The following is a 24879-nucleotide window of genomic DNA, read 5'->3' as shown; positions in this document are numbered from 1 at the left end:
TCAGTTGGGGACGACACCCGCCAGCACTCTCGATGCGATTGATGTGACAACCGGCTTGCGTTGGGTATGCTGCTCCAAAGCTTGTTTGAACGTCATCCCCATATAGGCACTGAGCACCGAGCGAAACGCGTTTGCAGGCTCGTCGGCAAGCGGTGCTGTAAAGGTATCAATGAAATGCGTGTCGATAACGGTATCGCGGACGCGGTCTATCTCCGCCTTAATCGCGTCTTTATCCCGAGCGGTGAGGCTGTCGAATATCGCCTGATCCTTGACCACTATCGCTTTGCTATTGGGTTCTAACTGCGCGACGAGCACATTTTTCGTACCGTCCCACGCCGACAGCGAATACTCCTTGAGCAGCGCCTTACTGTCTTTGACCAATTCCAGAGTCTGGTTCCGGTGCTCCAGCCCCGCGCTGAAAAACTGACTCAACACATCGAAGTTCATTACCGCCTCATCGGTACCGCGCTTGAGAATCCGGCAGCACAACGTGGTGAGGTCGACCTGTATATCGTGAAAATTCAGTGTGGGCCCAGTCGATACTTTCGTCACGCCGGTGATTTTTTGCTGGACGTCATTTGGCCACAAATACAACGCATCCCGCGTCAGAGGCTGTGCAAGGCGCTTTTCCATGGGCGCGGAAAACTGTTGAACCAACGCCACGGCTTGATCATGCACTTGCATCATTCCTGTGCCCGGCATGCGGTCCTGAATCATGTTTTTAACCGCATCGGTGTTGAGCGTGAACTGGTCTTTGAGAAAGGTGGTTTTGCCCGCTGAGGGCGCGCCGCGCACGATTGATACATCTTGCGCCTTCGCAGGCGCCGGGTCCTGAAGGATGGACTGGAACTGCGCCAGGTATTTTTCTGCAACCTGGGTCGTCAGGTTTTTCAGAATGTTGGCATTGAGGTTTTCCACCTCGGGCAGCCAGACGCCCTTTTTGCTCAACGCTTGCGCCAGCGTCGGCAGGCTTTTGTCGACTGCCGCCGGATTTGACCAGGCTTTGTGCTCATTGTCCTGAAGTTGTTGCAGCCCCTCGGGGTCACGGGTCAGTGCCTGCCAGGTAGTAATAGTCGGATCAGCACGCATACACGCAAGCCGCTCAGAGAAAGTGTTCTCGGACAGCGGCCTACGAGTCAGCTCGCTCAAGAGCCCACGCGCATTGCTTGCATCAATCGGCAAGGCAGAGGATGAACCAAGGCCCAGCGGCACAGGCGCCGACGATGGATTAGCGGGTGTCCCAGGTTGAACGAGCATATTCAGTCCTCCAGTTAATCAGAGCCTGGAAAAGTAACGTGCGTGCTCGGATTAGCTGATAGGACTTTTCCTCTTTGTACACCCGGAGCCGGTGGGCGGCGGGTCAGCCCAGTACCTCACTCAAGGGAATGAAATTGACTCGATCCCCCCTCGCCAATGTGGTCTCTTCCAGCACCTCCACAAATCCCTCGGCCCACGCCGCGCTGCGCAGCACACCGGAACTCTGGTTGCGATAGATGACCGCGCGGCCCTGCTCAATGCGCCCGCGCAGGTACTCGCGGCGGTTGCCCGGCTTGGGCCATTCGAAACCCACCGGCACTTCGACGCGCAACGGCTCCACGTCGACCACGCCTTGACGCCGCAGGATGTACGGCCGCGCCAGGAGTGCAAACGTCACCAGGGTCGAGGCTGGATTGCCTGGCAACCCGATCACCGGAACGCCGCGAAAATGCCCGAACGTCAGCGGCTTGCCTGGCTTGATCGCCAGCTTCCACAGCGCCAGTTCGCCCTCTTCACGCAGGGCGATGCCCAGGAAGTCAGCCTCCCCCACCGACACGCCGCCGGTAGACAGGATCAGGTCTACGCTGCCCAGCCCGGCGAGGCGTCCTCGGGTCTGCTCCAGATCGTCGGGAAGAATCCCGGCATCGATCACTTCACAGCCCATCCGCGCCAGCCAACTGCAGAGCACGCGGCGGTTGCTGTTGTAGATCTGCCCCGGTCCCAGGGGCAGGCCCGGCTCGATCAGCTCGTCGCCGGTGGACAGCACCGCCACCCGTGGACGCCGCACCACGGCCAGACGGTCGCAGCCCAGGGACGCGGCCAGGCCCAGCTCGATCGGGCCCAGGCGCGTACCCGCGTCGAGCACGGTTTCGCCGACCGTGGTTTCCTGGCCTTGAGGACGGATGTTCTGGCCCAGGTGCAAGGGCTCGCTGAAACTCACGCGCTCATCGGCGTGCACCAACGCATTTTCCTGCATCTCCACACAGTCGGCGCCGGCCGGCACTGGCGCACCGGTGAAAATCCGCGCGCAGGTGCCGGCCGCCAGCGGCTGCGGCGCCTGACCGGCGAAGATGCGCTGGCTCACCACCAGCGGCTCGCCGGTCCAGTCCGACAGGCGCACGGCATAGCCGTCCATGGCACTGTTGGGCCAGGGCGGCAGGTCGAGGGTGGAGATCAGCGGCTGCGCGAGCACGCGGGCGTCGCATTCGCCCAGGGGCAACGTCTCCTGCGCGCGGATCGGCGTGGCGTCGGCCATGTCCAGCAACTGTTGCAGGGCCTGCTCTACCGGCATCAGGGCGCCGGTCTTGCCGGGCTTACCCACGGGATTCACAAGGTTCAGCCTGCTTGAGATGCGCAACGAAATTGCACGGGCGATGACGGTTGTCCAACTGCTCGCCGAGGATGCCGTCCCACCCGGTGCGCACCGCGTTGGTGGAGCCCGGCAGGCAGCACACCAGGGTGCCGTTGGCCAGGCCAGCCAGGGCGCGGGACTGCACGGTAGAAGTACCGATATCGGCCACGGATATCTGGCGGAACAGTTCACCGAACCCGTCGACCTGCTTGTCCAGCAGGCAGCTCACCGCTTCTGGCGTGCTGTCGCGGCCGGTAAAGCCGGTGCCGCCGGTGATCAACACCACTTGCACCACGTCTTCGGCGATCCAGTGGGCAACCTGGGCGCGGATCTTGTAAAGGTCGTCCTTGAGCAGCACACGCTCGGCCAGGCGATGGCCGGCGGCGGTCAGGCGGTCGACGAAGACCTGGCCCGAGGTATCGGTGTCCAGGGTGCGGGTGTCGCTGACGGTCAATACAGCGATATTCAGGGGTACAAAAGGCGCATCAACCTTGGCTTTCATGGCACGGTCCGGTTGTCGAAGAAACAGCCCAGTGTTATATCACAGGCCCTCCTTTGCCTGCCGCTGTGGAACCACCATGTCCCTTGATTGCTGCCCATTGCCCTGTTCGATTCTGTTGTTGGCCGGTGGCCGCGGCCAGCGCATGGGCGGCCAGGACAAAGGCCTGCTGACTTGGCGCGGCCTGCCGCTGATCGCGCAGGTGCACGGGCTGGTGCGCGAGCTGACCGATGACTTGATCATCTCCTGCAATCGCAACCAGGACCGTTATGCGGCCTATGCCGATCGACTGGTGAACGACGACAGCGCGGACTTCCCCGGCCCGCTCGCCGGTATCCGCGCCGGGCTCGCCGCTGCGCGCCACGGGCACCTGCTGGTGTTGCCCTGCGATGTGCCGCACCTCGACGCGCGCCTGCTGACCGATCTGCGTGACACGGCACGACGCACCCCGCAGTCGCCGGTGATGGTGCGCCATGGGGAATTCTGGGAGCCGTTGATCTGCATCATCCCGACTCACCTCAAGAACGCGGTAGAACAGGCCTGGCAGGCCGGCGAGCGCAGCCCGCGCAAAATTCTGCTGCAGCTGGGCGGCGTGGGCCTGGAATGCCCGGCCAATGATCCACGCCTGGCCAACTTGAACACACCCGAACTGTTGCACCAGAAGTCTGACGTGTCAGAATGAACTTTCGTACAAGGAACTTTGGCGACGCCTTACGCGTCACAAGGTCAGCAATTTCAAAGAATTCTCTCGGAGACACACCCATGACTCAACGGACCATCGCCGCTTTCATGCTCGCACTGGGCCTCGCTACCCTCGCCGGTTGCGCCTCGCCTACCGTGATCACCCTGAATGACGGTCGTGAAATCCAGGCCGTCGACACCCCGAAATACGATGAAGACTCGGGCTTCTACGAATTCGAACAGCTGGACGGCAAGCACACCCGGATCAACAAAGACCAGGTTCGCACCGTTAAAGACCTGTAAGTCTTAAACGTTTGCCCACAAGGCCCGCCTCGCGCGGGCCTTGTCGTTTTCGCCGTTTACCAATCGAGGGTGATGCGGCTGCGAAAATCACGCGTCTGGCCGGTGACCGGATCGGCAAACCGCACGCCCTGAGCCAGCAATTTGAGCGGGTTGGCGTAGTCGTCCACGGCGTCCTTGAGTACGTCGGGGTAGAACGGGTCATTGCAGATACTCGCCCCCAGCGCGGTCATGTGCACGCGCAACTGGTGCTTCTTGCCGGTGACCGGGAACAGGCCGTAACGCCATAGCTCGCCGTTTTTTTCACGAACCTCCACCGCGGTTTCGGTGTTGTTGACACCGGGACCTTCCTGCATGCGAAAGAACGGTTCACCGTCTACCAGACGACTTTTGTGCACCAAGGGAAAGGTGAGATCCGGCAGCGCGGGCGCGATGGCTTCGTAAAATTTATCGATCCTGCGCGTAGGAAACAGTTGCTGATACGCCGCGCGGCTGTGGGGGTTGGCCGAAAACAGCACCAGCCCCGCCGTGTGCCGGTCGATGCGGTGCAGGGGCACCAGCGACGGGTTATCCAGGCGACGAATCAGACGGCGCAGCAGCGTTTGTTCTACGTATTCACCGGCCGGAGTCACGGGCAGGAAATGCGGTTTGTCGGCCACCACCAAGTGTTCGTCGGCATACAGAATGGTTTCCTCCACAGGGATGACCTTTTCATTCGGCACCTCGCGGAAGTAGTAGATGCACAAGCCTTCCTTGTAGGGCAGGCCCTGGTCGATGGGGCTGCCATCGATGTCCAGCACGCGACCGCGAGCGATGCGGTCCAGCCAGTGGTCGCGGCTGATCGCGGGGAAGTGCGCGCACAGGCAGTCAAGCACCGTGGCCCAAGGGCCGGGTGGCAGATACAAGGTGCTGGCCTGGTGCTGGGACGCGGAAAAACCGGAAGTGGACATGACGACGCTCGAAGCCTGGGAAAACCGGCGGGCATTATCCCGCATGGAGCGGGATCGAGCCTAGGGCGGATCTCAGGCCTTGGCCAATTCGGCGCGCAGGATCGGCGAGGCGCTGGCGGCCTCGGTGAATTCCTTGAGCCAACGCAGGACGTCCACCGCCTCCCAGCGCCCCGGATCGTAGAGTGCGTAGAGCAGGCCCTGATAACCCACCACATCCAATTGCTTGTGATAGCCGGCGCGCTGGAACAACGCTTCGATTTCGGCAAAGCAGGTATTGAAATGCACTTTGTTGAACGGCGTCTTGCCTTCCGTGACCAGGCCGTCCAGGCGCAGCTCGTTCACCGCATCACGCACGATGTCGGCGGACATGCGATTGACGCTGCTTTTCAGTTGTTCAACATTCACCACGGGCGTTCCCTCTATTCAATCGCTGTACAAACATACAGTAACTTAATATTTGGAAACTCGCCATCGCCTGACGTCAGAGAAGGAAGGCGACCACCTGTTCGGTGTCGAAGGGCCAGTCCAGCTCCGCCCCCGTATCCACCCGTCGAAGCACCGGAATCCGCAGGCCGTAGACCTCGGTGAGGTCATCGGGATCGGTGATGTCCACCAATTCAACCTGCAACCCATGTTCGACGAGCGGCATGATTTCGGCTTCGGCAATCTCACACAGGTGGCAACCCAGGGTGCCGAACAGCTGGCATTCAGGACGCATGACGGAAGGCCTGATCAGAATAAGGTGGGTCATTCTAAGCCCGCCTGCCGACGGTGGCGAGTTGCGCATTGTTGGCGGTGAGCGAGCGTTTGTGATGAGCCCGCTCACCCCAAAAAAAAACGCTGCACATCATTAAAAAGCTGACCCACGTCACCATGGCCTATAACTGATTCAGCCATTCTCGCGGCTTTTTGTCCGCTTACCCTGCAACGGAGAGGTTTGTGTTCGCCAACCTGCTGATCATTCTGGCGTCATCCCTGGTGGTGATTGCCCTGTTTCGCCGGCTGCAGCTGCCGCCCGTGCTGGGCTATCTGTGCGTGGGCCTGGCCGTGGGGCCCACCGCGCTCGATTGGGTCAACGACAGCGAAGAGCTGCCGGACCTCGCTGAGCTGGGCGTGGTGTTTCTGCTGTTTTCCCTGGGCCTGGAATTTTCCCTGACCAAAATGCTTGCCCTTCGCCATGTAGTGTTCGGCCTGGGCAGCCTGCAGGTACTGGGTTGCGGCGTGCTGCTGGGGGCGACCTTGATGGCGCTGGGGGTAGCGCCGGGCATTGCGCTGTTGCTCGGCGCGGGGCTGGCGCTGTCGTCCACGGCCATTGTCAGTAAGGAGCTGAGCAGCCTTGGCGAAATTTTCAGCAGTCATGGCCAGAACGCGATTGGTGTGCTGCTGTTTCAGGACGTCGTCGCGGTACTGCTGCTGACCCTGGTGCCGGTGTTCGCCGGCAGCAGTGACCAGGCCTGGTACGTGGCGTTGCCGTTGACCCTGGGCAAGACCGTGGTGTTGTTCTTCGGCCTGCTGCTCGCCAGCCGTTGGCTGCTGCCGCGTCTGTTCCATGAAGTGGCCGCGTCGCACTCGGCGGAGCTGTTCGTATTGCTGGCCTTGGTCATCGTGCTGCTGACCGCCTGGCTGACTCACCTGCTCGGCCTCTCCCCTGCCCTCGGCGCGTTCCTGGCCGGGATGCTGTTGGGCGAAAGCCATTACCGCCATCAGATCGAAGCGGATATTCGGCCGTTTCGCGACATCCTGCTGGGCTTGTTTTTTGTCAGCATCGGCATGCTCATCGACCTGCAGCTGTTCGTCAGCCACAGCCTGCTGATCCTCGGCATGACCCTTACGCTGATGCTGATCAAGGGCTGTGTGGTGGCCGTGCTGGTCAAACTGCGCGGCAGCGATGTGGAAACCGCCTGGCGCAGCGGCCTGGCCCTGGCCCAGGGTGGTGAATTCTGCTTCGCCCTGATGGCGCAGATGCAACAGAGCCAATTGATCCCGCAGCAATTCAACGGCCTGCTGCTCGCCGCGACATTCTGCTCGATGCTCCTGACCCCTTTGCTGTTGCGCGCCGCCCCGGCGATAGCCCTGCGCCTGCACCGCAAACCCAATCAACAGGTGCAACTGGAGACCATCACCGCGCTCAATGCGCAGTTGCGCAACCATGCCGTGATCTGCGGTTACGGCCGTGTCGGCCAATCCATCGGGCGCTTTCTGCGGCGCGAGCAACAGGCATTCATCGCGCTGGATGACGACCCGGAACGGGTGCAGGAAGTGGCGACCGAAGACAGCAGCGTGCACTACGGCGACTGCCGGCGCGGTGCCCTGCTCAGCGCCGTGGGCGTGGAGCGCGCGCGATTGGTGGTGATAGCCGTGGATAACAGTGATGTCGCGCTGGTAGTACTCAAAGAGGCGCGCCGCATCAACGCCCAGGTGCCGATCCTGGTGCGCACCCGCGACGATAGCCAGTGGGCCGAACTGAAGGCCGCGGGCGCCACTGAAGTGGTGCCCGAGCTATTGGAGTCGAGCCTGATGCTGGCCGCCCACGCCTTGCTCCTGCTGGGCCTGCCGGACCAACAAGTGCAGGCGCGGGTCGACGAAGTCCGGCAGAACCGCTATCGCCTGCTGCACGGTTTTCACGCGCCGCCCAGCGACAACGACGAGGCGCCGATCAATCCTGACTGACCGCGCCGATCTTGTGGATCGACAAGTCCGCGCCGTAGTACTCCTGCTCCTGGCTCAGCCGCAACCCGTGCACGCGCTTGATCGTGCCATACACCACCAGCCCGCCGCCGAACGCCACGGCCACACCGAGGGCGGTGCCGATCAACTGGCTGATCAGGCTCACGCCGCCCAATCCGCCAAGAACCGTCTGACCAAAGAGCCCGCAGGCAATGCCGCCCCACACGCCGCAAAGGCCGTGCAGCGGCCACACACCCAGCACATCGTCGATCTTCCAGCGATCCTGGGCGGCGATAAAGCACCACACGAACAAACCACCGGCCACCACGCCGGTGACCAATGCGCCTACCGGGTGCATCAGGTCGGAACCGGCGCAGATCGCCACCAAACCGGCCAGTGGCCCGTTATGCAGAAAACCGGGGTCGTTGCGACCGATCACCAGCGCGGCGACGGTGCCGCCCACCATAGCCATCAGCGAGTTGACCGCCACCAGGCCGCTGACGCCGTCCAGGGTCTGGGCGCTCATCACGTTGAAGCCGAACCAGCCGACGATCAGGATCCACGAACCCAATGCCAGGAACGGAATGCTCGACGGCGCGAACGCCACCAGCCGCCCCTCGCGGTAGCGACCGTTGCGCGGCCCCAGCAGCAACACCGCCGCAAGCGCCAGCCAGCCGCCCGTGGCGTGCACCACCACCGAGCCGGCGAAGTCGTGGAAACTGGCACCGAAAGAGGCCAGCAACCAGGCCTGCAGGCCGAAATTGCCGTTCCAGACAAGCCCCTCGAAAAACGGATAGATAAAAGCCACGATCAACGCGGTGGCGCACAACTGCGGCGCGAACCTGGCCCGCTCGGCAATGCCCCCGGAGATGATCGCCGGAATCGCCGCGGCAAACGTCAGCAGAAAAAAGAACTTCACCAGGCCGTAGCCATGATCGGCACTGATCACCGCCGCCGGTTGCAGGAAGCTCACACCGTAGGAGATCCAATAGCCTATAAAGAAATACGCCAGGGTCGAGATGGCGAAATCGCTGAGGATTTTCGACAGCGCGTTGACCTGGTTTTTCTGCCGCACCGTACCGACTTCCAGAAATGCGAAGCCGGCGTGCATGGCCAGGACCATGACCGCGCCGATCAGGATAAACAGGGTGTTGGAGCTATGGACCAGGGTGTCCACCGCACGTTGCAGATTGTCCATGGAAATTGGCAGGCCTGTAGTCAGGGCAAAAAGCACCAAAGCGGTTCAAGCCAGAGGTTCGCGCACTAAATTGGCACCACCGGCACCACCCCTCTGAAGGGAGCGTGAACCGCTTTAGCGCAACGAACAGCACAGCAGGCCATTGCCGACAGGGTTTTTCCGCGAGTTGGAGTGTTTTAGGGTAAGGTTTTTCGAGGTTTGCGCCTCGCCCGCCCGTCTTCAGCGCAGGCCCGGAGCCTGCGCACCAAGGCAAAGCAAAAGCTGTACCAGACAATTGCACTGAACCTTCACCGACGCCGGTGACTCGAAACCACACGCACCGCTCAGCCAATCACGGAGATACCCATGGCCAGAACCACTGCAAAGACTGCTCAAGAAATACTGATGGCGGATTTTCAAACCCTGGTCAGCGACACCGAGAAGTTGCTGGACGACACCGCAATCCTCGCCGGCGACCAGGCCGATGAACTGCGCAGCAAGATTCATGAGAGCCTGCTCAAGGCCCGCGAAACCCTGCAACTGACCGAAGACTCTCTGCGCGAGCGCGGCCAGGCGGCGGTGACGGCGACTGAAGATTACGTACAGGCCAACCCCTGGCAGTCGATCGGCATCGCTGCAGGCGTAGGCTTTCTGATCGGCCTGCTGGCTACAAGGCGCTAAATTATGTCTATCGGCGAAAACGGCTCGTCTACGGGCGCAAGTTCTACCTCACGACGCCTGGGCGCGGCCGTTCTGGGCTTGCTGCACAGCCACGTCGAACTGTTCGGCATCGAGTTGCAGGAGCAGAAAGCCCGCACCGTCAGCCTGCTGTTGTTTGCGGGCCTGGCCCTGGTGTTTGCGCTGTTGCTGCTGGTGGGGTTGTCGACCCTGGTGATGATTCTGGTGTGGGACACCGGCTATCGTCTGACCGGTATCATCTGCCTCTGCGTGTTCTACAGCCTGGCCGCAGCCTTCTGTGGCGTGCGCCTGAAAGCGGCGGTGTTCGATGAGTCCACGCCGTTCCATGCCACCCTCGAAGAGTTGGCCAATGACCGGGAGCGCCTGCTGCCATGAGCCTGACTGAAGTTCCGCAATCCACCACACGGCGGGAAATGCGCAAGGCGTTGATTCGCCTGCGCATGGAGATGCACCGCCAGGAAATCCGCCACGAGTCCCATCAACTCCTGGCGCCGCTGCACAAGATGCGCGACATGCGGCATAACTGGCAGGACAACCTGGGCATCAAGCACGCGCCGCTGTGGGGCATGGCGGCGGTGACGCTGATGGGTTTCTTCACCGGCAAGGGCGCCAAGGGCGGCAGTATCAGCAGCGTGACACGCCTGGTGCGATTGGGGGCCGGGTTAATCCCTCTGATCAAATTGGCCATGCAGGGCCGCTCGCGCAAACCCTGAGCCGCACCCGCCCGTGCTGGCTGCATTCTTGCTAACAGAATCGGCCCGGCCCTCGTTTTAGAGGGCCGGGCCTTTTTTCGCCGACGCTTCTAAGGAGGCCCCGTGATCGACGGGCAACCGCTCGCCTGTTTCCAGCCTTTCATCGACACCGCCACCGGCCGCATCGCCGGCGTGGAAGCCCTCGGCCGCCTGCGCCTGGCGGATGGTCGCCTGCAGTCGGTGGGCCCGCTGTTCGCCGATCCGCGCACGCCGGGTGTGGCCTTGCGGCGCCTTGACCGACAACTGCGCGACAACGCCCTGAGCCGCCTGCATGAAGCGCCTGAGGACTGGTTCCTGAGCCTGAATATCTCGCCGCGCTGGATCAATCGCCTGCGTGCCGGCCAGCCGCTGCCGAGCTTGAAACAGATCCACAGCCACGGCGTCGACCCACAACGCATCGTGTTCGAGATCACCGAACTGGGTGGCGACATTCAGCGCCTGACGGAGGTGGTGGCGCGTTATCGCGAGGCGGGCGCGCGCATTGCCATCGATGACTTCGGCGCCGGCTATTCCCAGCTCGACCGGGTACTGGCGTTGCAGCCGGACATTCTCAAGCTGGACATGCGCCTGTTCCAGGAAGCCGCACGCGGCGGACCGAGCAGCGAGGTGGTACGGGCACTGGCGCAAATGGCGGAAAAGACCGGTTGCTGGATCATCGCCGAAGGTGTGGAGACCGAAGCGCAGTTGAGCTTTGCCCTGGAGTGCGGTGCCCGTTACGTACAGGGTTACCTGTTCGCCCAGGCGCAGCTGGACTGGTTTGCCGCCGACGCTTTCGTGCCACGTTTTGCGCAACTGCGCGGCGCCTACGTCAAGCAGAAACTGGCGGAGCGCGCGCGCATCATGCAGTTGCGCCAGCAAATGGCCGAGTTGATGAATATTCTGCAGCACTGGGCCCTGGCCGAGGCGCCGCTGAGTCAATTACCGCAATTGCCGGCGTTCCCGTGGTTGCTGCGCTTTTATCAGTGCGATCCTCATGGCACCCAGCTGACGCCCAACTTCGAGTGGCGCCAGGACGCCTGGCAGGCCGACAGCCGCTACCTGGGCCACAACTGGTCGTGGCGCCCGTACTTTTACCATTTGCTCGCCGAGGGCTGGGAGGAGCGCCGCCTGACGCTGTCTTCGACCTACCGCGATGCCACCACCAACCAGTACTGCCTCACCGCCGGACAATTCTTCGATAACGGTCAGCGCTTGCTGTTAATCGATATCGACGCCGCCGGCCTGTAGATTTTCGCTTGCCCCGCCACAGAGGAACCGGGAAGCTGGGGGGGTCATTCACCGCACGGAGAGTACCCGCCTTGGATTGGCCTACCCTGCTGACCCGCGAACGTCTTGGAAAACCACTGCACAGCCCGGAAGAGTTGGGCCGCAGCCCGTTTCACAAAGACCACGACCGCATTATTTTCTCCGGCGCGTTTCGCCGCCTGGGCCGCAAGACCCAAGTGCACCCCGTATCGAGCAACGATCACATCCATACCCGGCTGACGCACTCACTGGAAGTCAGCTGCGTCGGCCGCTCCCTGGGCATGCGCGTCGGCGAAACCTTGCGCAGCGCCCTGCCCGACTGGTGCGACCCCAGCGATCTGGGCATGGTGGTGCAGTCGGCCTGCCTGGCCCATGACATCGGCAACCCGCCGTTCGGGCATTCCGGCGAAGATGCGATTCGCCACTGGTTCCAGCAGGCCGCCGGACGCGGCTGGCTGGATGACATGAGCAGCGCCGAGCGCAATGACTTCCTCAATTTTGAAGGCAACGCCCAAGGCTTTCGCGTGCTCACTCAATTGGAATATCACCAGTTCGACGGCGGCACGCGCCTGACATATGCCACCTTGGGCACTTACCTCAAATACCCCTGGACCGCCCGCCACGCCGATTCCCTGGGCTACAAGAAACACAAGTTCGGCTGCTACCAGAGCGAACTGCCGATTCTGGAGCAAATCGCCCACAAACTTGGCCTGCCGCAATTGGAAGAGCAACGGTGGGCGCGTCACCCGCTGGTCTATCTGATGGAGGCTGCAGACGACATCTGCTACGCCTTGATCGACCTTGAAGACGGCCTGGAAATGGACTTGCTGGAGTACGCCGAAGTCGAGTCGCTGCTGCTCGATCTGGTGGGCGACGACCTGCCTCAGACTTATCGTCAATTGGGGCCGCTGGACTCTCGCCGGCGCAAACTGGCGATCCTGCGCGGCAAGGCCATCGAGCACCTGACCAACGCCGCGGCGCGAGCATTTGTCGAACAGCAGGATGCGTTGCTGGCCGGCACCCTGCCCGGCGATCTGGTCGAACATATGCACGGTCCGGCCAAGCGCTGCGTGCTAGATGCCAAAGACATGGCGCGCAAGAAGATCTTCCAGGACAAGCGCAAGACATTGCACGAGATCGGCGCCTATACCACTCTGGAAATTCTCCTGAATGCGTTCTGCGGCGCGGCACTCGAGCAACATGGCGGGCGCACGCCGTCGTTCAAGAACCGGCGCATTCTCGACCTGCTGGGCAATAACGCCCCGAATCCGGCGTGGTCGCTGCACACTTCGTTCCTGCGCATGATCGACTTTATTGCCGGCATGACCGACAGCTATGCCACCGAGATGGCGCGAGAAATGACCGGGCGTTCGAGCCCTCAATAATCATGCCCCACCAAGCCGCCTGCTCCCCGACCAGAATCTGCCTACGACGGGAACAGAGCGGCCTGATCGAATTCGCACAGCCCCTCGAAGAATAATCGCTCACGCTTCGGGCATATTGTTTACCAACTGTTCCTACATGCCCCCCTTCGACGCTCGACTCATCGTGTACTTTTTATGCCCAGTCACTCTCTTAGCATCCTGTTGGTGGAGGACCATCCCTTTCAATTGATCGCCGCCCAGTGTTTGCTGCGCAGTTTCGGCTTCGAACGGCTGACCCCGGCCGAAAACGCCGCCCAGGCGATCCATTTGATGACGCTGGCCGAAAAGCCCTTCGATATTTTGCTGTGCGACCAATGCCTGCCTGACCTGCCGGGCCTCGAGCTGATTGAAATCGCCAGCCAGCAGCGCCTGATCGGCGCCGCGATCCTGCTCAGCGGACTGCCCGCAACAGAACTGGCAACGTTGTACGACCAGGCACGACAGCGCGGCCTGCCGTTACTGGGCTACTTGCCAAAACCATTGAACAAGGACGAACTTACACATTTAATCAAGGCCCTGCCAAAGTTATAAATGTAGGACTAAAAACATATAAACCCGTGGAAAATTTTCCGCAGCGCAGCCTTGAAACACCTGGCGCCAAGATTTCGCCTGGCGATCTACGAAATCCGCTTATCTCCCTTCACCAAGCCTGAGCAACCGGTAGGCCTTTACCTTTTTTAATGTAGGAATTTTCCTGTTTTATATCTAGCCACCCCAGGCTTCATGCTCCTCGCTCCGCTTCTGAGCTAATGTGCCCGCTTTATTTGCACCTGCATGGAAATGTAATCATGAACACAGTTTTTATTATTGATGACCATCCGGTTATAAGGCTTGCCATCCGAATGTTGTTGGAACATGAGGGCTACAAAGTAGTGGGCGAAACGGACAACGGATGCGATGCCATACAAATGGTCCGCGAATGCTTGCCGGACCTTATCATCCTGGATATCAGCATTCCGAAGCTCGATGGCCTTGAAGTGCTGTGCCGTTTCAACGCCATGAATACCTCGATGAAGACCCTGGTACTCACGGCCCAGTCGCCCACACTGTTCGCTACCCGCTGCATGCGCTCCGGCGCCGATGGGTATGTCTGCAAGGAAGGCGACCTGAGCGAATTGCTCAGTGCCATCCGCGCCGTATTGTCGGGCTACAACTACTTCCCCAGTCAGGCCTTGAACGGCAATGGCGCGGATGCCGAAGTATCCAAGGAACTTGAACTGTTCAAAGCGGTAAATGATCGGGAGCTGATGGTATTGCAACTTTTTGCACAAGGCCGCACCAACAAGGAAATTGCCAAAGGCATGTTCCTCAGCAATAAAACAGTAAGCACTTATAAGAAAAGGCTGATGCAGAAACTTCAAGCCAAGTCCTTGGTAGAACTTATCGAGATGGCAAAACGAAACGCGTTAGTGTGAGAAGACGGATGCCCAGGCGTATAAAGGACTATCTGATTATATTGAGTGCCGGTCTGTGCTTCAGCATTGCCGTGCCTGCTGCCCCTCCAACCGGCCCGGAATACTTCAACTTACTGAGTCGAGCAGGCTCGGTACAACTGGAAACCCACCTGGACAAAGCCCAGCGCCAGTGGCTGCAGAACAAACGCGAACTGGTGCTGGGCACATCGGCCCCTGACTACCCGCCCTTTGATCTCACCTCCAGCGGACGCGACTATGAAGGCCTCACCGCCGATTACGCCGGGCTGCTGGCCAAGGCACTGGGCCTGCCGATCAAAGTGGTGCGCTACCCCACTCGAGAGGCGGCCATCCGCGCCCTTGAAACCGGCGACGTCGACCTCCTGGGCTCTTCCAACGGTTTCGAAGCTGCAAATCCCAATCTCAGTCTGTCGGAACCCTACGCCGTGGATCAGCCCGTACTGGTGACCCGCGAGGGCGAAACCCGCAGCCTCAGCGACGGCCTGGCGGGAATGCGCCTGGCCCTGGTGTATCACTACCTCCCCCTGGGCGAAGTCGAGAAGCTGTATCCCAACGCAATCATCCGCGCCTACCCGTCCTACCAGAACGCCTTGAATGCCGTGGCATTCGAACAGGCCGACGTGTTCCTCGGCGACACTATCTCCACCCATTACATGATCAACAAGGGCTACCTGAAAAACGTCCACATGGCCAATTTCGGCAAACACGAAGCCTACGGTTTCAGCTTTGCCATTGCCCAGCACCAGCACATTCTGCTGAGCATCGTCGACGCTGCCCTGATGGCGGTGTCCACCAGCGAACGAGAAACCATCGCCAAGCGCTGGAGCGCCGGCAGCGATATCCTGCTGACCGACAAGAAGTTGCAACTGACCTCGCGCGAAGAACGCTGGCTGCAGGAAAACCCGGTGGTCAAGGTGATCGTGAACGAAACCTTCGCGCCCCTGACATTCTTCGATGCCGAGGGTAATTTTCGCGGTATCACCGCCGACCTGCTGGAACTGATTCGCCTGCGCACCGGGCTGCGCTTCGAGGTCCAGCGCGGGCGTGACGTGAACGAGATGATCGAGCAGGTCGAATCCGGTAACGCCGACATCATCGGCGCTATCGCCCCCAGCGCCGAACGCGAGGACCAACTGAACTTCAGCCGCCCCTATCTGGAAAACTCCTACGTTATGTTGACGCGCAAGGAGGAGAACGCCCCTATGGGGCTGGAGGAAATGTCGGGCAAGCGGGTGGCGGTGACCCAAGGCAGCCCGCCGATAAAATTCCTGCGCGAGCACTTTCCGCAGATTCGATTGGTTGAAACCGGGGATACCTTCAAGGCCACTGAGTTGCTGGTTCAAGGACACGTCGATGGCGCCGTGAATACGCTGGTGGTCGCCAACTATTCCCTCTCCTCGTCCATGTTCCAGGACAAGGTTCAAACCAGCTTCAGCATAGGCACGACGCCCGCAGCGTTTGCCCTGGCGACCTCACGCGGCGCCACCGAACTCAGTTCGATTCTCGACAAGGCGCTGCTGAGCATCGCTCCTGATGAGCTGGGCGTGATCAACAGCCGCTGGCGAGGCTATACCGCCGCGTCCGACAGCTACTGGCGCAACTACCATGAACTGATCGCCCGCATCATTATCGGCACCGGCCTGCTGCTGTTGATTTCGCTGACCTGGAACGCCTACATGCGGCGCCAGATCAGGCATCGCAAAATGGCCGAGCGTGCGCTTAATGACCAGTTCGAATTCATGCGCGCGCTGGTTAACGAAACGCCGCATCCGATCTACGTACGTGACCGCAAGGGCTTGTTGCAGACATGCAACGACAGCTACCTGCAGGTATTCGACGTCAAGCGCGAGGACGTGATCGGCAAGAGCGCGGTGCAGATCAGTACCGCTCTTGCGCAGGAAGCGGCGCAATACCATGCCGACTACCAGCGCGTCGTGGCCGAAGGCAACCCGCTGATCCTGGATCGCACCCTGCACATCCGCGGTAAAAAACTCACGATTTATCACTGGATCCTGCCCTATCGCGACTCCGACGGCGAAGTCCAGGGCATCATCGGCGGCTGGATCGACATCAGCGAGCGACGCCAATTATTCGATGAGCTGCGCGCCGCCAAGGAGCGCGCCGATGAAGCCAACCGCGCCAAGAGCACATTCCTGGCCACCATGAGCCATGAAATCCGCACCCCGATGAACGCCGTGATCGGTATGCTCGAGCTCACACTCAAGCGCGCGGACCAGGGCCACCTGGATCGCCCGGCCATCGAAGTGGCCTACAACTCGGCCAAGGACCTGCTGGAACTGATCGGCGATATTCTCGACATTGCACGAATTGAATCCGGTCGCCTGAGCCTGGCCCCGGAGCGCGTGAACCTGCGGGACGTCATCGAGTCGGTGGTGCGCGTCTTCGATGGCCTGGCGCGTCAGAAAACCCTGAGTCTGCTGCTGGAATTCAAGCCTGACCTGGATAACACCGAAGTGCTGATCGACCCGCTGCGCTTCAAGCAGGTGCTGTCGAACCTGATCAGCAACGCAATCAAGTTCACCGAGCGTGGCCAGGTCAAGATCAAGGTGGAGGTACTGCCGACCGACCTGGCACAGCAGGTCGAGATGAAACTGGTGGTGGAAGACACCGGCATCGGAATCAGTCGCGAAGATCAGTTGCGCCTCTTCGAGCCCTTTGCCCAGGCGGACAACTCCGGGCAACTGGCCAGGAGCGGCGCAGGCCTGGGGCTGGTGATCTGCCGCAGCCTGTGCGCCATGATGGGTGGGCAACTGAGCCTGAGCAGTGTGCCCATGGTGGGCACCCAGGTGCATATAAACCTGAAGATGACGCGCCTGCAGCCGGAACTGGCGGTGGAAGAGCACAAGCCACAGAGGCCCTCGACCGCGCCGGTACTCAATGTGCTGGTAGTGGACGATCACCCGGCGAACCGCCTGTTGATGTGCCAGCAACTGGGCTACCTGGGGCATCAGTTCAGTGCTGCGCAGAACGGCGCAGCCGGCTTCCAGGCCTGGCGCCAGGAGCATTTCGACCTGGTGATCGCCGACTGCAACATGCCCATCATGAATGGTTATGAACTCAGTCGTTCCATCCGCGAATACGAGCAGCGCGAGCAACTGCCTCCCTGCGTGGTACTGGGCTTTACCGCCAACGCCCAGCCCGAAGAGAAGCAACGCTGCGCCCAGGCCGGCATGAACGACTGCCTGTTCAAGCCCATCAGCCTGACGGCGCTGGAACGGCAACTGGCGAAGATCCGCCCCCGTCATGCCGAGCAGCTCATCGACTTGGGCAATTTCGACGCCCTGACCGGCGGCGACCCGCTCCTGAGCCGCCGCCTGCTGGAAGAGCTGCTCAACAGCAGTCGTCAGGATCGCCAGGAACTGCTTGCCCTGACGAGCGCGCAGGCCCCCTACAAAGACATCATCGAACAGGCCCACAAAATCAAGGGCGCCGCGCGCATTGTCCAAGCCCGCGCCTTGGCGGCACAGTGCGAAGCCCTCGAACAGGCCTGCGGCCGGGGCGATGACCGGCCGTTGGTTGACGCGGGCGCAAAAGCCCTGGAAAAGCTGATGCTGGAGCTGGAAAGAATGCTGCAGGTGCAGCTCCACGAGTTGGACAACCCTTAACGGGCGGACGCTCCCAACGAATCAGCAGTCGGTCAAGCGCAGAAAGATCGCCGCCAGTTGCTCGATGCCCTGCTGGTCCTGCTCGGTAAAGCGGGCCAGCCTGGGGCTGTCGAGGTCGAGGACGCCGATCAACTGGCCGTTCTTGACCAGCGGCACCACCAGCTCGCTATTGGAAGCACTGTCACAGGCAATATGCCCAGGGAAGGCATGCACATCGTCGACGCGCTGGGTTTGCCGCGACGCGGCGGCCGCACCGCACACCCCCCGGCCAAACGGGATACGCACACAGGCGATCTGCCCCTGGAAGGGGCCCAGCACCAGTTCTTCATCACGGTTCAGGTAAAAGCCGGCCCAGTTCAAGTCGTCCAGTTGGTGAAACAGGAACGCAGAGAACTGAGCGCTGTTGGCGATGAAGTCGCGTTCATCGGCCAACAGCGACTCCAGCTGCGCGCAGAGCATGGCGTAGCCATCGAGGCCGGTTCCGGCATTTTGCAAATCGATCATGATTGACGCTCCAGCAATTTGAGGCCCACCCAATAACGGGCGAATTGATACGCGCAACGTCCGTTGCGGTTGCCGCGCCCGGTAGCCCAGCGCACGGCGAGAATATCGAGTGCTTCATCCCGCTGCCATTGCAACCCGGCCTTGCCCGCCAGCTCGCCGATCCAGTGTTCCACCACGTCCAGGAAGTGTTCCTGGGTGAACGGATAGAACGACAGCCACAAGCCAAACCGATCGGACAAGGCAATCTTGTCTTCCACGGCTTCGCTGGGGTGCAGTTCGCCGTCGACCCGTGCCCAATTGTCGTTGTCGCTCTGGTTTTCCGGCACCAGGTGGCGGCGGTTGGAGGTGGCATACAGCAGCACATTTTCCGGCGCCTGTTCCAGGGAGCCATCCAGCACACTCTTGAGCACGCGGTAGTCGCTTTCACCGGCCTCGAACGACAGATCATCACAAAACAGGATAAAGCGCTGCGGCAGCTTGAGCAGTTGCTCGACCACGCGGGGCAGGTCGGCCAGGTGGTCACGTTCGATTTCGATCAGGCGCAAACCGGCCGCGGCATGCTGGGCCAGCAAGGCGCGCACCATGGACGACTTGCCGGTGCCGCGCGAACCCCACAACAGCGCATGGTTGGCGGGCAGGCCATCGAGAAACTGCTGAGTGTTGCGGGCCAGTTGCTCACGTTGCTTGTCGACGCCGATCAGGTCGGACAAACGCATGTCCAGGCTGACCTCCAGCGGCAACAGGAACCCCGCGCGGCCTTCGCGCTGCCAGCGCGCGGCCAGGCAGTGCGTCCAGTCGATAGGCTGGCGAGGCGCTGGCAACAGGGGTTCGAGGCGGGCAAGTACGGCGTCGGCCCGCTCAAGAAAGGCGTTCAATCGAGAATCCACGATTATTCCTCTGGCAAGTTTTTGCAAAAGATGGCGTATTGGCAACCCTGCGACGGTCCGCAAAAGGCTGCGTATAAAACGATTCATGCCGGGCAGGCCAGAGCCTGTGGATGTTCAGCTATGCTTGCCGGGCGAAGGGAAACGTGAAGTGGTTCAACACTCGATGGATATCAAGTTCGCCAACCGCTTGTCTTATAAACAAGCCCGATTGACTGTGCTGGTCGGTTTCGTCTTGGGAACCTTGCTCAGTCTGATCCAAATCGGCATTGATTATGCCAGTGAAGACGCATCCATCAACCGTGAAATACGTTCGCTGATCGAAATCAGCCATAACCCGGCCTCACGCATTGCCTACAACATTGACGCCGAGCTGGCGCAGGAATTGACCCTGGGCCTGCTGCACTCCCCCGCCATCATCCGTGCGCAGTTGATCGACAACAATGGCCTGGTGCTGGCGGACGTCGGCCGGCCACGCAGCGAAAGCACGTACCGCACCGTGAGCGACCTGCTGTTTGGCGCCAACCGCCAGTTTGAAGACCGCCTGTACTTAAGCCACATGCCCAACGATGCCCTGGGGGTGCTGCGCCTGGACGTGGACACCTACGCCTTCGGCAGCCGTTTCCTGCGACGGGCCGAGATCACCCTGCTCAACGGCTTTGTACGCAGCCTGCTGCTGACCGGGATCCTGCTGGGCCTGTTCTACGTGATGCTGACCCAGCCGCTGGTTCGGATCATTCGCGAGTTGAGCGAGCGCAGGCATACCCGCGTGGACTGCCCGCCCGGGCACGAAAACGACGAGATCGGCGTTCTGGTCAGCGTGGCCAACCAGCAATTTGAAACCATGCAGACCGAGATCCAGCAGCGCCGCCACGCCGAAGACCGCCTGACGGAATATCTGGGTCAGTTGGAAGACATCGTTTCCGCCCGCACCCTTGAGCTCAAAGCCAGTAACCAGCGCTTGAGCCAGTCCAACGACGAGTTGGAGGCGGCCAAGATGAATGCACTGGGCATGGCCCAGGCCCGTGCGGCCTTCCTGGCGAACATGAGCCATGAAATCCGTACCCCGCTCAACGGTCTGCTGGGGATGATCGCGCTGTCCCTGGACAGCACCCTGAACGCCGAGCAGCGCCAGCAGCTCTCCATCGCCCATGACTCGGGCAAAGTGCTGGTGGAGTTGCTCAACGATATCCTCGACCTGTCCAAGTTCGATGCCGGCCAGCTGGAATTGGAGCGCATCCCGTTCGACCTGGGCGCGCTGGTGGAGGACACCGCCAACCTGTTATCGCAGAACGCCGCGCCGAGCGTGGAGCTGACCTGCCTGATCGACCCTCTGTTTCCGTCCCAAGTGCTGGGCGACCCGACGCGTGTGCGGCAAATCGTCAGCAACCTGCTGTCCAACGCGCTCAAGTTCACGCGCTTTGGTCGCGTGGATGTGCGGCTGAGCAGCTGCGACGCCAAGGTGCGCATCGAAGTCTGCGACACCGGTATCGGTATCGCACAGGAAGCGCAGGTAAAAATTTTCCAACCGTTCACCCAGGCCGGCGCCGGCATTACCCGTCAGTTCGGTGGCACGGGCCTGGGCCTGGCCCTCACGCGCAACCTGTGCGAAGCCATGCACGGCCGCTTGAGCATCAGTTCGGAAGTCGGCTTTGGCAGCCAATTCTGCGCCGAACTGCCTCTGCCGCCCCATTCGCCCGCCGTGCAGCCACCGCCATTGAGCGGCGAAGTCATCGCCATCACTAACGCCAGCAGTGGCCTGACAGAGTTACTGAACACCCTGTTGCCCCACTGGGGCCTGACCCCGCGCTGCTACCCTCAGGACCAGGATCTGACCGGGCAAACCCCCGACCTGCTGATCACCGACTGCCCGGAGTGCCTGTTCCGTCTGCGGCCGGGGATTACCGCGCCGATCCTGGTGGTGACGGCCTACGGCAATTTCATGCCCGGCGAAGAAGTGGCAGCCCTCGCCCCCCTGCAGCAACAGGCGCGCCCGTTGAGCCGCAACGCGCTGTATCAGATCCTGCAACGTACTTTGCGCAGCGATGGCCAGTTGATCCTTGATCCGGTCCAACTGGAGTCCCCCCCGCTGGCCCACCGGGCGCGCATCCTGTTGGTGGAGGACAACCCGGTCAACCAATTGGTGGCCAAGGGGATGCTCAGCAAACTGGGATGCGAGGTGATCGTGGCCGCCCATGGGGGCGAAGCGCTTAAATGCCTGGAGCAGCAGACCTTCGACATGGTGTTGATGGACTGCAATATGCCGGTGATGAATGGCTACGAAGCCAGCCGACAGATTCGTAGCAGCGGGCGCTGGCCGGACCTGCCGATTGTTGCCCTGACGGCCAATGCCATGTCCGAAGAGCGTGAGCGTTGTCGGGCCGCCGGGATGAGCGACTACCTGGCAAAGCCGTTCCGTCGCGAAGAGCTCAACGCGCTGCTGGACCTATGGGTGCCGATGACGAACCCTCTCTGAGCTGCCCAAGCAATTGGTCCAGGCCATCGCGCAGGGCATCCGCCTGGTTCAGGTCGATGCCGCTGTCACACAACAGGCGTGCTTTGAGGCGGTGCGTATGGTCGCGCAGCTCCATGCCGGCTTCGCTCAAACTCAGGTGCACTTCGCGCTCATCCCCGGCGCTGCGCCGACGCTGCACCCAGGCCCGTTGTTCAAGGCGCTTGAGCAAGGGCGTGAGCGTGCCGGAGTCGAGCATCAGGCGTTCGCCCAGGCTCTTGACCGTGGGCTGCGCCGGCGGGAGGGCGTGCCACTCCCACAACACCAGCATCACCAGGTACTGCGGGTAGGTGAGGCCCAATGAATCGAGCATCGGTTTATAGGCACGGGTCACCGCCCGCGAGGCGGCATACAGTTTGAAACACAGCTGGTTGTCCAGGGCCAGTGATACGGCCGGCAGCTCGGTCATTTGAGCAAGGCTTCGATCTCCGGGGCCAGGTCCTGCGGCTTGGTCGTCGGGCCGAAGCGCTGGACGACCTGACCCTCGCGACCGATCAGGAACTTGGTGAAATTCCACTTGATGCCCTTGGAACCGAGCAGTCCCGGCGCCTGGTTTTTCAACTGCACGAATAACGGGTGGGCATCGCTACCGTTGACATCGATTTTTTTGAACAGCGGGAAGCTGACGCCGTAATTCAACTCGCAGAATTCGGAAATCGCGCCTTCATCGCCCGGCTCCTGCTTGCCGAACTGGTTGCAAGGGAAGCCCAGCACCACCAGCCCCTGGTCCTTGTACTGCTGCCACAGTTGCTCAAGCCCCTTGTACTGAGGCGTGAAGCCGCATTTGCTGGCGGTATTGACCACCAGCACGGCCTTGCCGGCGAAATCGGCCAAGGTCTTTTGCTCACCCTTGATAGTCGTGCAGGGGATGCTCAGCAGGTTGTCGCTCATGGCAGTGCCTCGGATTATTAAAGTTGAAGGTTTTAAAGTAGCGAGCAATTCAATTGCACACAATTTAATTGAGCGCACTGATCATGTCCCATCAGGCCGGATCATGGGGCGCGAACAACGCGCCCGCTCACTTCAACGGGGCACCAGGTCCAGGCACACCGAGTTGATGCAATAACGCAAGCCTGTCGGCGGCGGGCCGTCCGGGAACACATGGCCCAGGTGCGCGTCGCACTTGGCGCAGGTGACTTCGGTGCGGATCATGCCGTGGCTGACGTCACGGATCTCGACCATCGCGCTGTCGGCGATCGGCTCATAGAAGCTGGGCCAGCCACAGCCGGAGTCAAACTTGGCCTTGGAATCGAACAGCGGTGCATTGCAGCAAATGCAGTGGTACACGCCGTCCGTTTTGGTGCCGTTGTACTTGCCGCTGAACGGTCGCTCGGTACCCTTGAGCCGGCATACGTTGTACTGCTCCGGATCCAGCATCGCTTTCCATTCTTCAACGGTTTTCTGCAACTTTTCCATCGGTACACCTCGGTAACTGAAAAACCCTGATCTGTGTCTTTTCCGTGGATCAGGCGGCACGTATGATTGCGCCTCTTCAAAACGCCAGTCTGGCACCCGCGCTACCGGCATTCAAACGTATTTCCGGGTGCGGACCTCGCAGCCTTCACAGTACGGTAGTGCCCGCGCCGTCTGGATCGTTCATTTTCAGGATCACATCGCCATGCAGGTCAGCAAATCGAACAAGCTCGCCAACGTCTGCTATGACATTCGCGGCCCAGTGCTCAAGCACGCCAAGCGCCTGGAAGAGGAAGGTCATCGCATCCTCAAGCTGAACATCGGCAACCCGGCGCCGTTTGGTTTCGAAGCGCCGGACGAAATCCTCCAGGACGTGATCCGCAACCTGCCCACCGCCCAAGGCTACAGCGACTCCAAGGGCCTGTTCAGCGCACGCAAGGCGGTGATGCAGTACTACCAGCAAAAGCAGGTGGAAGGCGTCGGCATCGAAGACATCTACCTGGGCAACGGTGTGTCCGAACTGATCGTGATGTCCATGCAGGCCCTGCTCAACAATAGCGACGAAGTACTGGTACCGGCGCCTGACTACCCGTTGTGGACCGCCGCAGTAACCCTGGCCGGCGGCAACCCGGTGCATTACCTGTGCGACGAAGGCGCCGATTGGTTTCCTGACCTGGCGGACATCAAGGCCAGGATCACGCCGAACACCAAGGCGCTGGTGATCATCAACCCGAACAACCCCACCGGCGCCGTGTATTCGAAGGAAGTGCTGCTGGGCATGCTCGAACTGGCGCGCCAGCACAACCTGGTGGTGTTCTCCGACGAAATCTACGACAAGATCCTGTACGACGACGCCGTGCATGTGTGCACCGCGTCCCTGGCGCCGGACCTGCTGTGCCTGACCTTCAACGGCCTGTCCAAGTCCTACCGCGTGGCGGGTTTCCGTTCCGGGTGGATTGCCATTTCCGGCCCCAAGCACAACGCCCAGAGCTATATCGAAGGCATCGACATGCTGGCCAATATGCGTCTGTGTGCCAACGTGCCAAGCCAGCATGCGATCCAGACCGCCCTGGGGGGCTACCAGAGCATCAACGACCTGGTGCTGCCGCAAGGCCGTCTGCTGGAGCAACGCAACCGTACCTGGGAGTTGCTCAACGACATTCCGGGCGTGAGCTGCGTCAAGCCGATGGGCGCGTTGTACGCCTTCCCTCGTATCGATCCAAAGGTCTGCCCGATCCTTAACGACGAGAAGTTCGTGCTCGACCTGTTGCTGTCGGAAAAGCTGCTGGTGGTGCAGGGCACGGCGTTCAACTGGCCGTGGCCGGATCACTTTCGCGTGGTGACCTTGCCGCGCGTGGATGACCTGGAAATGGCCATTGGTCGTATCGGCAGCTTCCTGAAGTCCTATCGCCAGTAACGAATATGCCGCCGTGCGACTTCCATTCAGTCGTACGGCGAGCATCTGGCAACACTTCTATATCGATTGCCCTGCTGCGCACTGCCCC

General features: G+C 61.0%; 25 protein-coding genes. 13 read left to right on the top strand and 12 right to left on the bottom strand.

What is annotated here, in order from left to right; translation table 11 throughout:
* From G7025_RS24515 to moaB, 3 genes are all read right to left on the bottom strand, one after another.
* Positions 1 to 1257, bottom strand: coding sequence for a hypothetical protein (locus tag G7025_RS24515; protein ID WP_181081597.1), 1257 nt, complete (start codon positions 1255 to 1257; stop codon positions 1 to 3).
* Positions 1258 to 1360: 103 nt separating this feature from the next.
* Positions 1361 to 2587 carry a molybdopterin molybdotransferase MoeA gene (locus G7025_RS24510; RefSeq protein WP_181081596.1) on the bottom strand — a complete coding sequence of 409 codons (1227 nt, stop codon included), beginning with the start codon at positions 2585 to 2587 and terminating at the stop codon, positions 1361 to 1363.
* Complete coding sequence (gene moaB / locus G7025_RS24505; protein ID WP_181081595.1) at positions 2571 to 3110, bottom strand: molybdenum cofactor biosynthesis protein B; 540 nt, start codon at positions 3108 to 3110, stop codon at positions 2571 to 2573. Before moaB ends, G7025_RS24510 begins: the two co-directional genes overlap by 17 nt.
* Positions 3111 to 3186: 76 nt before the next feature.
* On the opposite strand from moaB, the gene mobA reads away from it, so the two are divergent.
* Both mobA and G7025_RS24495 read left to right on the top strand, forming a co-directional pair.
* Positions 3187 to 3789, top strand: coding sequence for a molybdenum cofactor guanylyltransferase MobA (gene mobA / locus G7025_RS24500; RefSeq protein ID WP_181081594.1), 603 nt, complete (start codon positions 3187 to 3189; stop codon positions 3787 to 3789).
* Positions 3790 to 3869: 80 nt separating this feature from the next.
* Complete coding sequence (locus G7025_RS24495; protein ID WP_034096622.1) at positions 3870 to 4091, top strand: YgdI/YgdR family lipoprotein; 222 nt, start codon at positions 3870 to 3872, stop codon at positions 4089 to 4091.
* A gap of 56 nt (positions 4092 to 4147) precedes the next feature.
* Here G7025_RS24495 and G7025_RS24490 read toward each other — a convergent pair whose 3' ends face one another.
* From G7025_RS24490 to G7025_RS24480, 3 genes are all read right to left on the bottom strand, one after another.
* Entirely contained in the window at positions 4148 to 5038 is an 891-nt protein-coding gene (locus G7025_RS24490; protein ID WP_181081593.1) for a pseudouridine synthase, read from the bottom strand.
* Between the two features lie 72 nt (positions 5039 to 5110).
* Positions 5111 to 5446, bottom strand: coding sequence for a hypothetical protein (locus G7025_RS24485; protein ID WP_034096620.1), 336 nt, complete (start codon positions 5444 to 5446; stop codon positions 5111 to 5113).
* A 73-nt stretch (positions 5447 to 5519) separates the two neighbouring features.
* Positions 5520 to 5756 carry a glutaredoxin family protein gene (locus tag G7025_RS24480; protein ID WP_181081612.1) on the bottom strand — a complete coding sequence of 79 codons (237 nt, stop codon included), beginning with the start codon at positions 5754 to 5756 and terminating at the stop codon, positions 5520 to 5522.
* Between the two features lie 221 nt (positions 5757 to 5977).
* Between G7025_RS24480 and G7025_RS24475 the strand changes: the two genes are divergently transcribed.
* Positions 5978 to 7708 carry a cation:proton antiporter gene (locus tag G7025_RS24475; protein WP_181081592.1) on the top strand — a complete coding sequence of 577 codons (1731 nt, stop codon included), beginning with the start codon at positions 5978 to 5980 and terminating at the stop codon, positions 7706 to 7708.
* On the opposite strand, the gene G7025_RS24470 is transcribed toward G7025_RS24475, so the two are convergent.
* Positions 7695 to 8903: an ammonium transporter gene (locus G7025_RS24470; RefSeq protein ID WP_181081591.1), complete on the bottom strand. Its 1209-nt coding sequence runs from the start codon at positions 8901 to 8903 to the stop codon at positions 7695 to 7697. The genes G7025_RS24475 and G7025_RS24470 overlap by 14 nt on opposite strands.
* A 345-nt stretch (positions 8904 to 9248) precedes the next feature.
* Between G7025_RS24470 and G7025_RS24465 the strand changes: the two genes are divergently transcribed.
* The 8 genes from G7025_RS24465 to G7025_RS24430 all read left to right on the top strand — a co-directional run bounded on the left by G7025_RS24465 (position 9249) and on the right by G7025_RS24430 (position 18061).
* Positions 9249 to 9563 carry a DUF883 family protein gene (locus G7025_RS24465; protein WP_034096616.1) on the top strand — a complete coding sequence of 105 codons (315 nt, stop codon included), beginning with the start codon at positions 9249 to 9251 and terminating at the stop codon, positions 9561 to 9563.
* Between the two features lie 3 nt (positions 9564 to 9566).
* Positions 9567 to 9956: a phage holin family protein gene (locus G7025_RS24460; RefSeq protein ID WP_181081590.1), complete on the top strand. Its 390-nt coding sequence runs from the start codon at positions 9567 to 9569 to the stop codon at positions 9954 to 9956.
* Entirely contained in the window at positions 9953 to 10294 is a 342-nt protein-coding gene (locus G7025_RS24455; protein ID WP_181081589.1) for a hypothetical protein, read from the top strand. The genes G7025_RS24460 and G7025_RS24455 overlap by 4 nt, the downstream gene beginning before the upstream one ends.
* Positions 10295 to 10396: 102 nt before the next feature.
* Positions 10397 to 11560: an EAL domain-containing protein gene (locus G7025_RS24450; RefSeq protein WP_181081588.1), complete on the top strand. Its 1164-nt coding sequence runs from the start codon at positions 10397 to 10399 to the stop codon at positions 11558 to 11560.
* A 71-nt stretch (positions 11561 to 11631) separates the two neighbouring features.
* Positions 11632 to 12963, top strand: a complete 1332-nt coding sequence (locus G7025_RS24445; protein WP_181081587.1) for a deoxyguanosinetriphosphate triphosphohydrolase — start codon at positions 11632 to 11634, stop codon at positions 12961 to 12963.
* A gap of 174 nt (positions 12964 to 13137) precedes the next feature.
* On the top strand, positions 13138 to 13533 hold the full coding sequence (locus G7025_RS24440) for a response regulator (protein WP_181081586.1): 396 nt from the start codon (positions 13138 to 13140) through the stop codon (positions 13531 to 13533).
* Positions 13534 to 13790: 257 nt separating this feature from the next.
* On the top strand, positions 13791 to 14417 hold the full coding sequence (locus G7025_RS24435; protein WP_181081585.1) for a response regulator transcription factor: 627 nt from the start codon (positions 13791 to 13793) through the stop codon (positions 14415 to 14417).
* Positions 14418 to 14425: 8 nt separating this feature from the next.
* Positions 14426 to 18061 (top strand): transporter substrate-binding domain-containing protein, encoded by a 3636-nt coding sequence (locus G7025_RS24430; RefSeq protein ID WP_181081584.1) that lies wholly within the window; start codon positions 14426 to 14428, stop codon positions 18059 to 18061.
* 21 nt (positions 18062 to 18082) lie between these two features.
* On the opposite strand, the gene G7025_RS24425 is transcribed toward G7025_RS24430, so the two are convergent.
* Together G7025_RS24425 and G7025_RS24420 are read right to left on the bottom strand one after the other, a co-directional pair.
* Positions 18083 to 18565 carry a GAF domain-containing protein gene (locus tag G7025_RS24425; protein WP_181081583.1) on the bottom strand — a complete coding sequence of 161 codons (483 nt, stop codon included), beginning with the start codon at positions 18563 to 18565 and terminating at the stop codon, positions 18083 to 18085.
* On the bottom strand, positions 18562 to 19452 hold the full coding sequence (locus tag G7025_RS24420; protein WP_181081582.1) for an ATP-binding protein: 891 nt from the start codon (positions 19450 to 19452) through the stop codon (positions 18562 to 18564). Before G7025_RS24420 ends, G7025_RS24425 begins: the two co-directional genes overlap by 4 nt.
* 163 nt (positions 19453 to 19615) lie before the next feature.
* Between G7025_RS24420 and G7025_RS24415 the strand changes: the two genes are divergently transcribed.
* Complete coding sequence (locus G7025_RS24415; protein ID WP_181081581.1) at positions 19616 to 21925, top strand: hybrid sensor histidine kinase/response regulator; 2310 nt, start codon at positions 19616 to 19618, stop codon at positions 21923 to 21925.
* Here G7025_RS24415 and G7025_RS24410 read toward each other — a convergent pair.
* The 3 genes from G7025_RS24410 to msrB form a co-directional block, all read right to left on the bottom strand.
* Entirely contained in the window at positions 21879 to 22370 is a 492-nt protein-coding gene (locus tag G7025_RS24410; protein WP_181081580.1) for a MarR family winged helix-turn-helix transcriptional regulator, read from the bottom strand. The genes G7025_RS24415 and G7025_RS24410 overlap by 47 nt on opposite strands.
* Positions 22367 to 22852, bottom strand: coding sequence for a glutathione peroxidase (locus G7025_RS24405; RefSeq protein ID WP_181081579.1), 486 nt, complete (start codon positions 22850 to 22852; stop codon positions 22367 to 22369). Before G7025_RS24405 ends, G7025_RS24410 begins: the two co-directional genes overlap by 4 nt.
* 132 nt (positions 22853 to 22984) lie before the next feature.
* Positions 22985 to 23377: a peptide-methionine (R)-S-oxide reductase MsrB gene (msrB, locus tag G7025_RS24400; protein WP_181081578.1), complete on the bottom strand. Its 393-nt coding sequence runs from the start codon at positions 23375 to 23377 to the stop codon at positions 22985 to 22987.
* 202 nt (positions 23378 to 23579) lie between these two features.
* Between msrB and G7025_RS24395 the strand changes: the two genes are divergently transcribed.
* On the top strand, positions 23580 to 24791 hold the full coding sequence (locus tag G7025_RS24395) for a pyridoxal phosphate-dependent aminotransferase (protein WP_181081577.1): 1212 nt from the start codon (positions 23580 to 23582) through the stop codon (positions 24789 to 24791).
* Positions 24792 to 24879: the final 88 nt, after the last annotated feature.

Source organism: Pseudomonas lurida, assembly GCF_013522705.1.
GTDB classification, from domain to species: Bacteria; Pseudomonadota; Gammaproteobacteria; order Pseudomonadales; family Pseudomonadaceae; genus Aquipseudomonas; species Aquipseudomonas quebecensis.
The sequence above is the reverse complement of the archived record's forward strand: the minus strand, read 5'-3'. Positions and strand labels throughout refer to the sequence as shown.